The sequence below is a fragment of the Bradyrhizobium genosp. SA-3 genome (assembly GCF_004212635.1).
Classification (GTDB): domain Bacteria; phylum Pseudomonadota; class Alphaproteobacteria; order Rhizobiales; family Xanthobacteraceae; genus Bradyrhizobium.
This window is the reverse complement of record NZ_PSRT01000178.1, coordinates 1-14,200: the sequence shown is the minus strand read 5'-3', so window position 1 is coordinate 14,200 and position 14,200 is coordinate 1. Positions and strand designations below refer to the sequence as shown.

The 14,200-nt window shown below is 63.4% G+C and carries 18 protein-coding genes and 1 tRNA gene; 9 read left to right on the top strand and 10 right to left on the bottom strand.

Annotation, left to right across the window (positions count from 1 at the left end; translation table 11 throughout):
• Positions 1–49 precede the first annotated feature (49 nt).
• From epmA to CWO91_RS37610, 3 genes are read left to right on the top strand one after another with little or no spacing between them, the layout of a single operon-like run.
• Positions 50–1,114 (top strand): EF-P lysine aminoacylase EpmA, encoded by a 1,065-nt coding sequence (gene epmA, locus CWO91_RS37620; RefSeq protein ID WP_130220456.1) that lies wholly within the window; start codon positions 50–52, stop codon positions 1,112–1,114.
• Complete coding sequence (locus CWO91_RS37615; RefSeq protein ID WP_130220455.1) at positions 1,111–2,205, top strand: lysine-2,3-aminomutase-like protein; 1,095 nt, start codon at positions 1,111–1,113, stop codon at positions 2,203–2,205. The genes epmA and CWO91_RS37615 overlap by 4 nt, the downstream gene beginning before the upstream one ends.
• Before the next feature lie 42 nt (positions 2,206–2,247).
• A complete protein-coding gene (locus CWO91_RS37610; protein WP_091887867.1) occupies positions 2,248–2,502 on the top strand; it encodes a hypothetical protein in 255 nt (84 codons plus the stop codon).
• Between the two features lie 72 nt (positions 2,503–2,574).
• On the opposite strand, the gene CWO91_RS37605 is transcribed toward CWO91_RS37610, so the two are convergent.
• The 5 genes from CWO91_RS37605 to CWO91_RS37585 form a co-directional block, all read right to left on the bottom strand.
• Entirely contained in the window at positions 2,575–3,660 is a 1,086-nt protein-coding gene (locus tag CWO91_RS37605) for a 3-deoxy-7-phosphoheptulonate synthase (protein WP_130220454.1), read from the bottom strand.
• Positions 3,661–3,896: 236 nt separating this feature from the next.
• Positions 3,897–4,475: an HdeD family acid-resistance protein gene (locus CWO91_RS37600; RefSeq protein ID WP_130220453.1), complete on the bottom strand. Its 579-nt coding sequence runs from the start codon at positions 4,473–4,475 to the stop codon at positions 3,897–3,899.
• 70 nt (positions 4,476–4,545) lie between these two features.
• Complete coding sequence (locus tag CWO91_RS37595; RefSeq protein ID WP_130220452.1) at positions 4,546–5,586, bottom strand: PrsW family glutamic-type intramembrane protease; 1,041 nt, start codon at positions 5,584–5,586, stop codon at positions 4,546–4,548.
• 305 nt (positions 5,587–5,891) lie between these two features.
• On the bottom strand, positions 5,892–6,149 hold the full coding sequence (locus CWO91_RS43460) for a hypothetical protein (protein ID WP_165405985.1): 258 nt from the start codon (positions 6,147–6,149) through the stop codon (positions 5,892–5,894).
• 110 nt (positions 6,150–6,259) lie between these two features.
• Positions 6,260–6,886, bottom strand: a complete 627-nt coding sequence (locus CWO91_RS37585; RefSeq protein ID WP_130220451.1) for a PilZ domain-containing protein — start codon at positions 6,884–6,886, stop codon at positions 6,260–6,262.
• 313 nt (positions 6,887–7,199) lie between these two features.
• On the opposite strand from CWO91_RS37585, the gene CWO91_RS37580 reads away from it, so the two are divergent.
• Positions 7,200–8,345, top strand: a complete 1,146-nt coding sequence (locus CWO91_RS37580; RefSeq protein WP_130220450.1) for a fructose-1,6-bisphosphatase — start codon at positions 7,200–7,202, stop codon at positions 8,343–8,345.
• A gap of 54 nt (positions 8,346–8,399) precedes the next feature.
• The gene (locus CWO91_RS37575; RefSeq protein WP_130220457.1) at positions 8,400–9,584 is read left to right on the top strand and encodes a 6-phosphofructokinase; all 1,185 of its coding nucleotides are present in this window, start codon (positions 8,400–8,402) and stop codon (positions 9,582–9,584) included.
• Between the two features lie 63 nt (positions 9,585–9,647).
• Here CWO91_RS37575 and CWO91_RS37570 read toward each other — a convergent pair.
• Positions 9,648–9,722: transfer RNA gene (locus CWO91_RS37570), tRNA-Glu, on the bottom strand.
• Positions 9,723–9,945: 223 nt separating this feature from the next.
• Between CWO91_RS37570 and CWO91_RS37565 the strand changes: the two genes are divergently transcribed.
• From CWO91_RS37565 to CWO91_RS37555, 3 genes are read left to right on the top strand one after another with little or no spacing between them, the layout of a single operon-like run.
• Positions 9,946–10,200, top strand: coding sequence for a PilZ domain-containing protein (locus CWO91_RS37565; protein ID WP_091887851.1), 255 nt, complete (start codon positions 9,946–9,948; stop codon positions 10,198–10,200).
• Positions 10,201–10,256: 56 nt separating this feature from the next.
• Complete coding sequence (locus CWO91_RS37560; protein WP_130220449.1) at positions 10,257–10,514, top strand: hypothetical protein; 258 nt, start codon at positions 10,257–10,259, stop codon at positions 10,512–10,514.
• 5 nt (positions 10,515–10,519) lie between these two features.
• A complete protein-coding gene (locus CWO91_RS37555; protein ID WP_130220448.1) occupies positions 10,520–10,687 on the top strand; it encodes a hypothetical protein in 168 nt (55 codons plus the stop codon).
• A gap of 229 nt (positions 10,688–10,916) precedes the next feature.
• On the opposite strand, the gene CWO91_RS37545 is transcribed toward CWO91_RS37555, so the two are convergent.
• The 4 genes from CWO91_RS37545 to CWO91_RS37530 form a co-directional block, all read right to left on the bottom strand.
• The gene (locus CWO91_RS37545; RefSeq protein WP_130220446.1) at positions 10,917–11,555 is read right to left on the bottom strand and encodes a glutathione S-transferase family protein; all 639 of its coding nucleotides are present in this window, start codon (positions 11,553–11,555) and stop codon (positions 10,917–10,919) included.
• 383 nt (positions 11,556–11,938) lie between these two features.
• Entirely contained in the window at positions 11,939–12,391 is a 453-nt protein-coding gene (locus CWO91_RS37540) for a VOC family protein (protein WP_130220445.1), read from the bottom strand.
• 573 nt (positions 12,392–12,964) lie between these two features.
• Positions 12,965–13,333 (bottom strand): VOC family protein, encoded by a 369-nt coding sequence (locus tag CWO91_RS37535; RefSeq protein WP_130220444.1) that lies wholly within the window; start codon positions 13,331–13,333, stop codon positions 12,965–12,967.
• A gap of 55 nt (positions 13,334–13,388) precedes the next feature.
• The gene (locus CWO91_RS37530) at positions 13,389–13,580 is read right to left on the bottom strand and encodes a hypothetical protein (RefSeq protein WP_091887833.1); all 192 of its coding nucleotides are present in this window, start codon (positions 13,578–13,580) and stop codon (positions 13,389–13,391) included.
• A 442-nt stretch (positions 13,581–14,022) separates the two neighbouring features.
• On the opposite strand from CWO91_RS37530, the gene CWO91_RS37525 reads away from it, so the two are divergent.
• Positions 14,023–14,200: SAM domain-containing protein (locus CWO91_RS37525; protein WP_130220443.1), on the top strand; the 178-nt coding region annotated here is incomplete at its 3' end.

Below are 14,200 nucleotides of genomic sequence, written 5' to 3'. Positions count from 1 at the left end.
TTTTGCCGTTGGATGCCAGCATTTTGCTGTTCGGAGGGGCGATCGGTTAATGGCTGGGGACAAGCCGATCTCGCCGTTCTGGTCGCCCGAGCGGCACCTCGACCGGCGGCCGTTCCTCCAGGCCAGGGGGGCCATTACCGGGGCTCTACGGGGATTTTTCGCCGAGCAGGGCTTCGTCGAGGTCGAAACCTCCGTCCTCCAGGTCTCCCCCGGCAATGAGACCCATCTGCACGCCCCCCGGACCGAGATCATGCGGCCGGACGGCAGCCGTGCGAGCCGCTACTTGCGAACCTCGCCGGAATTCGCCTGCAAGAAGCTGCTGGCGGCGGGCGAGACGCGGATTTTCGAGTTTGCCCGGGTGTTCCGGGACCGCGAGCGCGGCGACCTGCATCTACCCGAATTCACCATGCTGGAATGGTACCGGGCAGGCGCCCCCTATGACGCGATCATGGCGGATACCGTCGTCATCATCGCCCGCGCGGCGCAGGCGACCGGCATCGGGACCTTCTCGTTCCGGGGCCGGACCGCCGATCCCTTCGCCGAGCCGGAGCTTGTGACGGTCGCGGGAGCCTTCGAGCAGTTCGCCGGCATCGACCTGCTGTCGACAATCTCGGGCGGCGAGGGTAACCGTGCCGCACTTGCCGTGGCCGCCGGCGGGAAGGTCCGTGTGGCCGAGGACGACACCTGGTCCGACATCTTCAGCAAGGTTCTGGTCGAGCATGTCGAGCCGCGTCTGGGGCGGGGTCGTTTGACCATTCTGTTCGAATACCCATCTCCAGAGGCGGCGCTGGCGCGGGTGAAGGCGGACGATCCCAGGGTCGCCGAGCGGTTCGAGGTGTATGCCTGCGGCGTCGAGCTCGCCAACGGTTTTGGCGAACTCACCGACGCCGAGGAGCAGCGCAAGCGCTTCACGGAGTCGATGGCGGAGAAGCAGCGCCGCTACGGTGAGGCCTACCCGCTGGACGAGGACTTTCTGGCCGCAGTCGACGCAATGCCGGAGGCGAGCGGCGTCGCGCTCGGTTTCGACCGGCTGGTCATGCTGGCGAGCGGCGCATCGCGAATTGATCAGGTGGTCTGGACACCGCCTGCAAATGAAACGCTAAGTGAGACATGAGGACGACAAATCTTGCACGTACCTTGCGCGAGCCGGCCGAGCTCGTCGCCGAAGGCCTGGCGCCCGTACCGACGCTGCCGGTGCTCGAACGCGTTGCTGCGCGCTATGCGGTGGCGATCACGCCGGCGCTGGTCGAGTTGATCGACACTGCCGATCCCGAGGATCCCATCGCACGGCAGTTCGTTCCGACCGCGGCCGAGCTGGACGCGCAGCCGGGCGAAAACGCCGACCCGATCGGCGATCACCCGCACTCGCCGGTTCCCGGAATCGTGCACCGCTATCCCGATCGCGTGCTGTTCAAGCTCGTTCACGTCTGTGCGGTCTATTGCCGCTTCTGCTTCCGCCGCGAGATGGTTGGGCCCGGCAAGGAGAACGCACTCTCGGACAGCGCCTATCGCGCGGCGATCGACTACATCCGCGCGCATAGCGAAATCTGGGAGGTGATCCTGACCGGCGGCGATCCCCTGATGTTGTCGCCACGCCGCATGAGCGAGATCATGGCCGATCTGGCCGCGATCGATCACGTCAAGATCATCCGTCTTCACACCCGCGTGCCCGTGGCCGATCCCGCGCGCATCAGCGACGAGATGGTCGCCGCGCTCAAGGTCGAGGGAGCGACCACCTGGGTCGCGTTGCACGCCAACCATGCACGGGAACTGACCGGAACGGCGCGTGCCGCCTGCGCGCGGCTCGTCGACGCCGGCATTCCCATGGTGAGCCAGTCCGTGCTTTTGCGCGGTGTCAACGACAACATCACCGCTCTGTCGGATTTGATGCGAGCTTTCGTCGAATGCCGGATCAAGCCCTATTACCTGCATCACGGCGATCTCGCACCGGGCACTGCGCATCTGCGAACGACGCTGGCGCACGGACAGGAGTTGATGCGGCAGTTGCGCGGGCGGGTGTCAGGGCTGTGTCAGCCTGACTATGTCATCGATATTCCCGGCGGCGCCGGCAAGTCGCCAGTCGGACCGAATTATGTGTCGGTGGCACAAAATACCGCAGGTGATGCGCGTGAAGCGGGAGCCGAAAGGCGCTATCGTATCGTGGACTATTGCGGCGACGTTCATCTCTATCCGCCCGAAACCTGAGCGGTGTTGGAGCGTGCGCCGGTTGAGAATGGAGAAGCGGACATGAAAAAGATCATGGTGGCAGCATCGCTCGTGGTCTTGCTCGGGGGCACGGCGGTTGCACAGACCGGCGGCTCCAAGGGATCGACATCGGGCGGCGCGACCTCTGGAACGGTATTGCCGGCACCCGTCGGTCATCGCCAGCCGCGCGCGGCCGACGTGCCGAGCGAGAAGAATCTGAGCAATCCGAACACTCCCGCGAACAAGGAAGACGCTGAGCTCGATCGCAAGATCAAGAGCATCTGCCGCGGCTGCTGATCTCTTTCACCTCTCCCCGCTGGGGAGAGGTGAGGAACTGAGCAAGCGACTGACACTTCGCCTCGTCACGCCTCAGGCCGATCGTTCGTGCAGCCCTGCGCGCTGGGTGTTGCGGCGGATCTCGACCGCATCGGCGAGCTGCTCGAGCACGGCCGCCGTCGTCGCCCAGTCGATACAGCCGTCGGTGATGCTCTGGCCGTAGGTGAGCGGCTTGCCCGGCACCACGTCCTGACGGCCGGCGACGAGATTGCTCTCGATCATCACGCCCATGATGCGGTTCTCGCCGCCTGAGATCTGGCCGGCAATATCGGTCATCACCAGCGGCTGGTTCTCCGGCTTCTTGCTCGAATTGGCGTGGCTCGCATCCACCATCACGAGCGGCGCGACGCCCGATTTGGTCAGCTCGTTGCAGGCGGCCGCGACGCTTGCCGCGTCATAGTTCGGCTTGCTGCCGCCGCGCAGGATGATGTGGCAGTCCTCGTTGCCTGCGGTCGAGGCGATCGCCGAACGGCCGAGCTTGGTCACCGCCATGAAATGATGCGGATGCGAGGCCGACTTCACCGCGTCCGCCGCGATCCGCACGTTGCCGTCGGTGCCGTTCTTGAAGCCGACCGGGCAGGACAGTCCCGACGCCAGCTCGCGATGGATCTGGCTCTCGGTCGTACGCGCGCCGATCGCAGCCCACGACACGAGGTCGGCGATGTATTGCGGCGTCGTCATGTCCAGGAATTCGGTGCCGGCGGGCAGGCCGAGATTGTTGACCGCCGACAGCACGTTGCGCGCCAGCCGCAGGCCCTTGTTGATGTCGAAGCTGCCGTCGAGATCGGGATCGTTGATCAGGCCCTTCCAGCCGACCGTGGTGCGCGGCTTCTCGAAATAGACCCGCATCACGATCTCGAGCTGGTCGGCGAGGTCCTCGCGCAAGTGTGCGAGGCGCTCGGCGTAGTCGAGCGCGGCCCTGGGATCATGCACCGAGCAGGGGCCCACCACGACCAGAAGGCGGTCGTCCTGGCCGTTGAGGATCGCATGGATGGCGTTACGCGCCGCCATCACCACACGCGTCGCGGTGAGCGTGCGCGGGACTTCCCGCATCACCTCTTCCGGCGTGTTCAGCTCTTTCAGTTCGCGGATACGAAGATCGTCGGTCGTGCTCAGCACGGCGGGCTCCTGTCTGTGTTTAGAACCTGCCGGCCAATAAAAAAGCCGCCAGGTCTGGCGGCTTGTTCGGACGTTTGCTGCAATGTGTCAGATTGAGCGCGATCCTCCCGCCGCCAGCGAGCTGTCGTAGCTAAAGTACCAAAAATAGCTGGTGGCGACGGTGATCATAGCAGGCCATATAGCGCGCCGTTGGCGGGTTGTCACCCCCCAAACGGCACAAGACGCGACGAGGCGTCTCAAGTGTTGCTCTTGCGTGCTGCCAGAGCCATGCCGATCAGGGTAGCGCCGCCGAACAGCAGGTTGATACCGACGAGGACGCCGATCGCCCATTCCGCCGAGCTCGGGAGGCCGGCGATCACCATAAAGGAGATCGCGATGTCGACGAAGCCCGCGATCAGGAGCCACGACCAGCGGTTGCTCAGCTCGCGGCGGTGCTCCAGCGCATACATGATGGTGGCGACGCCTTCGGCGAGAAAGTAGGCACCGAGCACGATGGTTAGCGTCAGCACCGCTTGGATCGGCCGGGCCAGCAGAATTCCGCCAGCGAGCACCGCCAGCGCGGCGGAGATCAGCGACCACCAGAAGCCCGGCGTGCTGCGCGCCCAGTAGGTTACGATCAATCCACCGATGCCGCTGATCAGGAACATCCAGCCGAGGAAGATCGCGGTCGCAAGGCTCGCGAGCGGCGGCAGGATCAGCGCGGCAATGCCGAGTACGGCGAGCAGGATTCCTTCGAACAGAAAGGCCTTCCAGTGCGCCTTGACCGCCTGGCTCATCGCGGATTGCATCCGTGAAAACTCCTCGGGCGATGTCATCGGCAGGCTCCACAACGAGAGGACTGGGCTCAATCTAGTATGCGCGCGGCGCGCTCGCCATCCCGCAGGCTCAACCGCCGCCGGGCGCCGATGAAAAACCTTCCGCGGTGGTGCGGATGCGGTTGCGGCCGAGAATGTAGATTGCGGTCGTGACAATCAGAAGTGCAAGGCCGAGCAGGATCGAGACGAAGCCGATTGGGATCAGGGCCAACGTCAGATTGCGCTCGGGATTGATCAGCCAGTGATGGATCGAGGTCAGCACGAAGGCAAGGCCGAGAAAGCCGATGCCGCCGCCGGCAAGCAGCAGCGCCCACATCCGGCGCAGCTGGCTGAGCCGCTCCCGCGCAATATCTGTCCGCGGCGCATGGTGGCGCGCGACCCGCCGGACCAGACGGATGGCGAAGGCGATCGAGCTGAAGCCGATCAACAGGCTCGCCGCGCCCAGCCACATCCGGAGCGTGGGGTCCAGATCCGGCATGCGCTGGAGGGTCAGCAGCGGGAAATCGAATGCCGAATGCAACGCGAGCGGGCCCGCGAAGATCAGCAGGCGGCTCGACAGGCGGGCCCAGTCGCGATTGTGGCGGTTGGCACCCAGCGCCGTGCCGGCCCGGGCGATGGTGAGGTACGCGCCCGCGATGATGCCGAGCGCGCCATGGAACGGCACCGTCAGCACGCTGCGCAGGGCGGCCAGCGAGCGCCACATCTCGGCATGCTGCACAAGGTAGGCAAGATTCTCGTAAGCGGCAAAGCCGAGGCCGACCGCGGCGCCATAGACCACGGTGTCCATCGGATTGGCAAAAGTCCGCCGCTTGGTCGAGGAGACCAGCACGATGGCGATCACCTTGACGGCTTCCTCCGGCAGCGCGACGCCGAAGACAGAATGCATGGCGAGCGCGGCCCAGGGGTCGTCAGGCGCTGCGATCATCCTGGAGAAGGGCGCGCGGGCGAGACCCAGCAGCGAAATACTGGCCGCACCGAGCAGGAAGGCGGTCCAGACCTGGGCGGGCGGCCCTGGGCGCTCTTCGACGGCAATGACGAGCCACAGCATCAGCAGCGCCGGGGCGATGGCGGCTGTTCCGATGACGGTGGGTAACGCTTCAATCAGGTACATCGGCGCCGAAAATAGGTTCCATTGATCCGCTAATCTACGTCCACCGATGCGACCATGTGTCATGCGCCTGCTGTCGCTTCGCTTAACAAGCGCGACAGCCAGCGTTTCATCAGGCCGCCGAACGTCAAAGACGAGCGCAATCAATTGCATGACAGAATCTGTTCGTCATCAATGGTAACGCTCGGGCGCCGTCATCTGGACTGATTGATAAGCCAGATCAAGGGAATGCGGAGGTTTCTTCGATTCACGATGCACGCGTGGCCGCGAAGGCGACCATCGCCCCACGGCAACGGCGTTTCCGGCGTTCAGTGGGTGGCGAGCGGCGTTGGCGCGCTTGGGGCAATATCGAAGGCCCCGAGATGGAATTCGCCGCCGATGGAGGCGTCCGGTTCGGCCGGTTGCGCCAGCAGCGTGAACGCGGCCTGCGGATATTGCTTCCAAATCTCGAGATCGCCGGCGGTGATGGTGAGCCAGCCGAAGGTGTACATGTAGCGTCCGGGCTCGGTGACCCGGCCGACCCTGTCCCAAGTGATCTTATCAACTGTGATCTTGTCGACTGCCATTCGGTCCCCCGATCGCAAGTCTGCAAAAGATGACATCCGGCGCGAGGCGCAGACCCGTAAAAGCTGATCCCGCAATGGGGCCGCGATAGGGCAGCGAGTTGCCCGGCTTCTCAGGCCGACTGCAGCAAGGGCGTGCGGACAATCAGCCGGATGAGGTCGTCCCGGGACTGCTTCTCGGCGAATTTGACCGCAAAGCCGTGCTCGAACTTGCGGATCACGCGCCCGACGCAGGCGCCGACCGCAAGCGGGGTTCCGACCTGCGGGTCGTACTCACAAGAGATCGCGACGCCGGCCGTGGAGACGTCGATGATGAAGCACGGATGGGTGCTGCCGTCGGCGAGCGTCAGGAACGTGTGTGGGACCTGCGGAACGAAACGCGCGTCACGCCGCAGCTCCTGCACGTTGGCGTCCTTCTGCCTCTTCTCGAGCCAGGTCAGCTTTTCCGACATCCAGGCGCGCCGCGCCCGCGTCATGTCGAGCTCCATCAGGAAGCCCGACTTCAGCGTCGCGCTGATCGTGCACTGGAATTCGCCGAAATCCTGGAAGTAGGAGGTCACGCGCTCGCCGACCTTGCCGACGACAGGCACGTCCACGATCATGCGGAAGGGCGAGACGCGCTTGGTCCGGCAGGCGAAGCTGCGGAGCTTGCCCTCGCAATCGTACCAGCGCGGCAGCGAGTAGCTGCCGCTCACGGTAACGTCCACTGCACGCTGCCTGAGGAACTCTGCGACGGACATGAAGTGCCAATGATGTTGGGGATTGCTTCCGTAGTTCCACGGTAGCAGTGAAATTCTAAGCAAATGATACCGGCACTCAGGAGCAGGGGTAAATTTCCGGTAAACGCGCGGTCCCGGCCTACGCGATAAGTCGCTGCGTACATTCACAACGAAAAAGGGCGAGGTCGCGCACTCAGCGCGGAGCGCTATTAGACCTGCGGTCTGGAACCTAATCCCGACATTAAACGTTCGTTTCCGCGAATGAGCAGCGCCGTCGCCCCGGCGCAGCAAGCGCCGAGGCCGAGGTGTTGAGCTTGCGCGGGGAGAAACGCCCATGAGACTTACTCTTTCAGTCATCAAGGCTGACACTGGCTCCGTCGGCGGACATACGAAGCCGTCGACACGCATGATGGCGGCCGTCGAGGGCGAGGTCGCCAAAGCGATCTGCAATGGTCTGTTGATTGATGGTTTTGTCTGCCACACCGGCGACGACATCGCGATTATCATGACGCACACACGGGGCGAGGGGAGCTCCGAGATCCATCAATTCGCCTGGAAGGCGTTTCTCGCGGCCACTTCGGTTGCGAAGACTTCCGGTCTCTACGGCGCCGGCCAGGATCTTCTCGCAGATGCACCATCGGGAAACATTCGCGGTGCCGGCCCGGGCGTCGCCGAGCTCAGCTTCGACCACAGCCTCTCGGGGACGAGACCCGCAGAGTCCTTCATGGTGTTTGCTGCCGACAAGTGCGGCCCCGGCGCCTACAACCTGCCGCTCTACCTCGCCTTCGCCGATCCCATGTATTGCGCCGGGCTGATGCTGCCGCCGATGATCCGGGGCTTCCGTTTCCATGTCATCGACATGGATCACACCGCTGGCGACAGCGTGATCGAACTCGACGCGCCCGCGGACAATTACCACATTGCCGCGCTGCTTCGCGACAACGAGCGCTTCGGCATTGATCGCATCGTTTCTCAAACATACGGCGAGGTTGCTGCCGCCGTATCGGCGCAGCGTCTTCACGCGATCGCAGGCAAGTACACCGGCAAGGATGATCCGGTCGCGATCATCAGGAACCAGGGAATTTTTCCCGCGCCCGAGGAAATCGTCTCTCCCTTCGCCAAGGCACACTTCGTGGGTGGCGATGCGCGTGGCTCGCACGTGATGCCGCTGATGCCCGTCCCGCTCAATACACCGGTGACTGGCATGTACTGCCTGCCGATCGTTTCCTGCGTCGGTTTTTCGATCGACAAGGAAGGCCGCTTTGCCGAGTCCTATACCGATTTCTTCGACAATCCGGCGTGGGACGAGGTACGCCGGCGCGCGCAAAGCAAGGCAATCGAGATGCGCAGCCAGGGCTGGTCCGGCGCTGCAATGCTGCCCTATTCCGAATTGGAGTATGGCGGCTTCCGCGACACCGTATCCGCACTCCTGAAGCGTTTTCGGCGGCGCGAGGAGCGCAAGCCGGAAGCGGCCGCGTAGAGAACGTGTGACGCAGGCGCTATTGCGACATGCCATACTGGGAGGTGGGGCGTGATGAGGAAACGCATCGGCATTCTCACCGGCGGCGGCGACGTCCCCGGTCTCAACGCAATCATCAAGACGGTGACCTATCGCGGGACCGAGGACGACATCGAGGTCATCGGTCTCCGCCGCGGTTGGGAGGCCCTCACGCACCTGAACCTCGACGACCCCGCCAGCAAATCCCACTACCTCATCCCACTCAACCGCGAAAACACGCGCATCATCGATCGACGCGGCGGCACCGTGCTGCACTCGAGCCGCACCAATCCCTCCAAAATGAAAAAGCTGCCCGATCATCTGGCTGGCCAAGACCTTCCAATGTCGGAGAGTACCAAGGGCGGCGTCGCAACCAAGAGCTGGGACGTCACCAGCCGGGTACTGGCGAACCTATCGGGGCTCGGCATCGAACACCTCATCGCCATCGGCGGTGACGACACGCTAAGCTATGCGGACAAGCTCAGCCGACTCGGCGTGAAGATCATCGCCATCCCGAAGACGATGGACAACGACGTCCGCAATACCGAATATTGCATCGGCTTCTCGACCGCGATCACCCGCGCCAGCGATGCCGTCCAGCGCCAGCGCACCACTGTCGGCTCACACGAGCGAATTGGCATTTTCCGCATCTTTGGCCGCGATGCCGGATTTACGGCACTCTACACTGCGTACGCCACCTCGATCCGATGCGTGATCCCGGAGTACAAAGTCGATCTCGACAAGCTGATCCGTTTGCTGCTCGAGGAGAAGCGCGCCAACCCAAGCAACTACGCGCTGATCGTGCTGAGCGAAGGCGCCCAGTGGGAGGGCTACAAGCTGCAGGAATATGGCGAAGCTGACGCCTACGGTCACCGCAAAAGGACGAACGTGGCCGAAGCCCTTGCCGACGAGATCAAGGAGCGCGCCGGCGAGGAGACCATCGTCTCTGATCTCACTTACGATCTGCGATCGGGCGATCCTGACTTCATCGACAAGCTCGTCGCCCTGACTTTCGGCAACATGGCCTATGATGCCATTCTGGAAGGCAAGTCCGGCCTCATGTCAGCGCTGGTCGAGGGCCGCTACGACCTTGTGCCTATCCCTGACGCCAGGCTCGGGCCGCGCAAACTGGACGTCGCCAATACATACAACACGGAGCGGTACCGTCCGCTCTATTCCAACAAGCGGGGGCTGCCGATCTTCCTCAACCGCGCGTCTTGAGCGGGGGTACTGTTTTGCCAATCGTGCAAAAAGCGAAACCAAATCAAAGATATCTTGGAAATTTGGCGCTCCCTAGCGGAATCGAACCGCTCTCTCCACCGTGAAAGGGTGGCGTCCTAACCGATAGACGAAGGGAGCAAACGCAGGGCCCCGCCGCTTTCCGCGGCACGGCCGCTGGCCGGCCGAACAGTGCCCGGCGGCTTGCAGCGGGCGAACGTATAGTGGCCTTTGCGCTCCCGGGCAAGCCGTTCGGGAACGGTCTTTTGCCCCGGTGGACAAGCGTCGGCCCCGGAATCATCCGGGGGCGAATTCAACGGTTTCTTAGGGTTCCCTGGGTAGCGCTGGAGCAGGAGATTTTCCAATGCCACCGCCCAAGAAGCGCGCAGAGCGCAAGCTGCTGTCGCGGCACGCCTGGATCACGCTCGACGGCGGATTCGCGGCGCGGCATTGCCTGGTCCAGGACATCTCGGCTACGGGCGCGAAGATCACGATGGACGAGGATGCGAGCCAGCTTCCCGGCGTGATCCGGATGGCCTTCGCCCGCGATGCGCGCACCGGGCGGAGCTGCCAAGTGGTCTGGCGCCGCGGCAAGTCGGCCGGCATCAAGTTCCTCTGAAATGCCATGCGCCGGCCCGGATGGCGTGCGCGGCCCGTCCGGGCTACAAGGCGGCCATGCGCACGCCGCTCCTCATTCTGATCTCGTTGCTGGCCGCGTCCGCCACCGCAGCTGAGAGCCTGCGCCTGCCGCCCGCCGAGCGGCCGCAGGCAGGCAAGGAGACCGGCAAGGCGCTGCCGCTGAAGGGCACGGCCGGCACGGCGAAGGCAGGCTCCTGCGCCTCCTATGGCCCGCGCTTCGTCATGGTCGAGGGCACCGGGACCTGCGTGAAGGTCGGCGGGTCGGTCAGCATCGACACCAGCATCCGGCGCTGAAGCCCATGGTGCCGGACCTGTTGCGGCTCGATATCCTCGTCCCCGTACTGGTGTATTGCGCGCTGTTGTTGTGGGTCGGCCGCGGCCTGAGCTGGACCGCGCGGCTCGCCACCGCGGCCGTGACGCTGATGCTGATCATCTGCGTGCTGCTCGTCGAGCGCGGCTGGCTCTAGAGCATTATCGGTTCTGATTGAATCAGAACCGAAGCTCTAGATTCTTGTTTTGACGCGTTTTCTTCACGCGAACCGGTATCCACTTCGCTCGAAAACGCTCTAGCGCCACAACAAAATATGCGAAAACAACCCCATGCACAGTAGCCGTCAACAGCTGCCGTGACTCCGGACGGTTGCGCCACAACGGCGATTCCTCCCGCGATCATCGCAGCTTACGCCGCGCCAGCGATCACGACATCGGCGGTGCGACGAATTGCGCAAATCCTGGCCGTTTGCCGAGCTCGGCGAGCCAGCGGGTGAGGTGCGGCTGCGCCGGCCGGCTGATGCCTTCGACGCCGAGCCAGCGCCGCGCATAGGAGCCGACCGCGATGTCGGCGAGCGTGAACGCATCGCCTTCAATGAAGCGGCGCGACGAGAGCAGGCGGTCGGCGATAGTCCAGACCTCGGCGGCGGCATCGGCATCGCGCTGCACCTGGATCATGTCGCGCTCGGCGGGCGTGGTGCGCACGACGCCCCAGAACACCGGGCGGTCGACCGGCTGCACCGTCGATAGCGTCCAGTCGAGCCAACGGTCGACGCTGGCACGCTGCTTCGGCGCCTCGGGGTAGATCGGCGTGCCGTGCCCATGCGCGAGGCAGAGATAGCGCATGATCGAATTGGATTCCCACAGCACGAACTCGCCCTCGACCAGCGTCGGGATCCGCGCGTTGGGATTCATCGCCAGATACTCGGCCTCGCGGGTCTTGCCGTATTGCATGCCGGCATCGATGCGCTCGTAAGCCAGGCCGAGCTCGGTGAGGCACCACAGCACCTTCTGCACGTTGACCGAGTTGGCGCGGCCCCAGGTCGTCAGCTTGGTGTCAGGCATCAGGCGTCTCCCGCGGCGTTCTTCGGTGTCGTAGCCCGGATGGAGCGAAGCGCAATCCGGGGGCTTCGACCGCGGCGGTCCCGGATTACGCTGCGCTCCATCCGGGCTACAAGTCCACCTCGCGCGGGTGATAGCGGAATTCGCCTGATCGAGCGATCCGCGATTGCGCCGAGCCCCTCATGCAAAAAGCTCCGCCCAGGGCGGAGCCTTCATTGCAAATTCAACGCGACGCTCAGCGGCCGAAGAACAGCCACAACAGAATGATCACCGGGATCGGCACGCCAAGCAGCCACAGCAACAGCCCTCTCGCCATCGCATCCTCCTCCAATCGGCTTCGTTGGGGAGAGAACGACGGGCGAGGGGCCTTGTTCCTGCCAGGTGTCTTACCAGTGGCCGGTGTTCGGCATCGATGCCCAAGGCTCCTGCGGCGGCTTCGGCTCGCCCTTCTGCAACAGCTCGATCGAGTGCAGGTCGGGCGAGCGGACGAAGGCCATGTTTCCGTCGCGCGGCGGCCGGTTGATTGTGACGCCGGCCTTCATCAGCTTCTCGCAGGTGGCGTAGATGTCGTCGACCTCATAGGCGAGATGGCCGAAGAAGCGATCCTCGCCGTACTTCTCCTCGTCCCAATTATAGGTGAGCTCGACCAGCGGCGCGCCGCGCGTTTGCGGCTGCTTCTTCAGCGCCTCGATATCATCCGCCGAGCACAGGAACACCAACGTGAAGCGCCCCTTGTCATTCTCGATCCGCCGCACCTCCTTCAAGCCCAGCGCATCCTGGTAAAACTTCAGCGCGACATCGAGATTGCGCACGCGCAGCATGGTGTGGAGGTATCGCATGGTTGTTGCTCCCTTTGACAGTCGGAGGGTTTTGCTTTGGGCCGGGACGGAGAGGGTAGGAGATAGCAGGAAAGTGGGAGGAGGGGCAGGGGGCGGGTGAACGTGCCAGGGAAGCGGCTGGTGATGTAAATCGGCCAAGCGGGGACCGAAGCCGCACGGACAGTGGGGTAAGGACGGCGAATGATTGAATGCACGTCATCGCAATTCGATTGAAGGCGAGATGAACGCTCGACAGGAAGCTGGATCGCGCAACTCAGCCTGAGCAAATCTGGTCGGGTATACCCCACTGAGCGGACGTCAATGAAAGCTGCCACCATTTCGCTGATGGGCCATTTTCGGATGCCCTCGGGCGAATGACTACAACTTACCACACCTTCGAACTAAGATTGCGCCCCACAGCAATAATCTGACCATGGATGTCAGGTGCGGGTCAGGAGCGCAGGTCGCAGGCCACACCGCCGATGTCCGGTCTACCTGATGAAGCGGACCGATACGGCTTCCGGCACCTCGGGCCGGATGATCTAACACACGACACAAAAACAATTTCCTCGATCGCCTCATCGCTGTAGCGGCTCACTGCGGTACGGTCATGAGTTCTAGCACGTGGCCGTCAGGGTCGCGAAAATAGACGCCGCGGCCGCCGTTCCAGTCATTGAGCTTACCGTCGTCGAGGCTCCACGGTGCGCTGCCATAGGCGAGAGTCGCCTCGCGAATGCGGCCGAAGATGGCATCGAACTCGGCATCGCTGACGTGGAAGGCGTAGTGGTGGCCCTCGAACGCCTCGTCGTCGTCGAAGAGCAGCGTGAGCGTGTCGTTGATACGTACCGGCGCGAAATGGCCGTCTTTCGGATCGGCATGGAGGCCAAAAATGCGCGCAAAAAACTGCGCCGCTGCCCTCTTGTCGCGGGCCGGGACGATGGTGTGGTTGAGGGTGATAGTCATCGAAAGACCTCTCGCTATCTGCTGACCCCTACGCGCTCGGTCGGCCTGAGACGCCTTATTCTTCGGGGGGTTGCAGACCCGATGACGTCAGCCATTCATCTATATGAGAAGCGGTTTCGAGCTGGCGCAGTTTGCTTTCTAGAAGATCACGCTGTGGTCCTGGCTGCGTATTTTCCAGTTCCGCTATGATGCGGGCACGTTCCGCGTTCAGGTTGTCGTCAATGCGGGATTGTGAGTGTCTTCCCATGGCACTCTCCTTTCCCTGCGTGAATTGGGAGGGAGCGCAAACCGGCGTTCTCATCAAAAGCACAGCGCCGTGCGGTGTTAGAACGAGTGTGCACCCGGAACCGGCGCGACGCCAGAACAAAAGTCGACCCAGCGAACGTCTGCTGGATGTCACATGGGGACGTCGCGGCCATATTCGTCCTTGGTCCGTTCGCACCCCGCAAGCCGACGTTAGGGCGTAGAAACAGAGGCAGCTTTTGGAGTTACGGTGACAGCGCACTCAATTCAGGCGCCGCTAGCGTTGATCGAAGGCGCGGGGGCGCGGGCGTCTGGCGAATGAATTTGGTGCACTGTCACTGCCCTTCCTCCGCGCTCAACTCGTGACGTTTCACCGCGCCCAGCGTGCGCCATCTTGAGATAGACTGGAGCCACCTTAGCGCTGAATACAAAGCCGGGAGGAGCCCATGGACATCGGGACCTGGCTGTGTGGTCTGGGGCTGGGACAGTACGAACAGGCATTCCGGGAGAACGACATCGATGCCGAGGTCCTCATGGACCTCACGGCCGAGGATCTGATCGGGCTCGGAGTCGTCTCGATCGGCCATCGCCGCAAGCTGCTTGCCGCCATTGCTGCACTGCGCG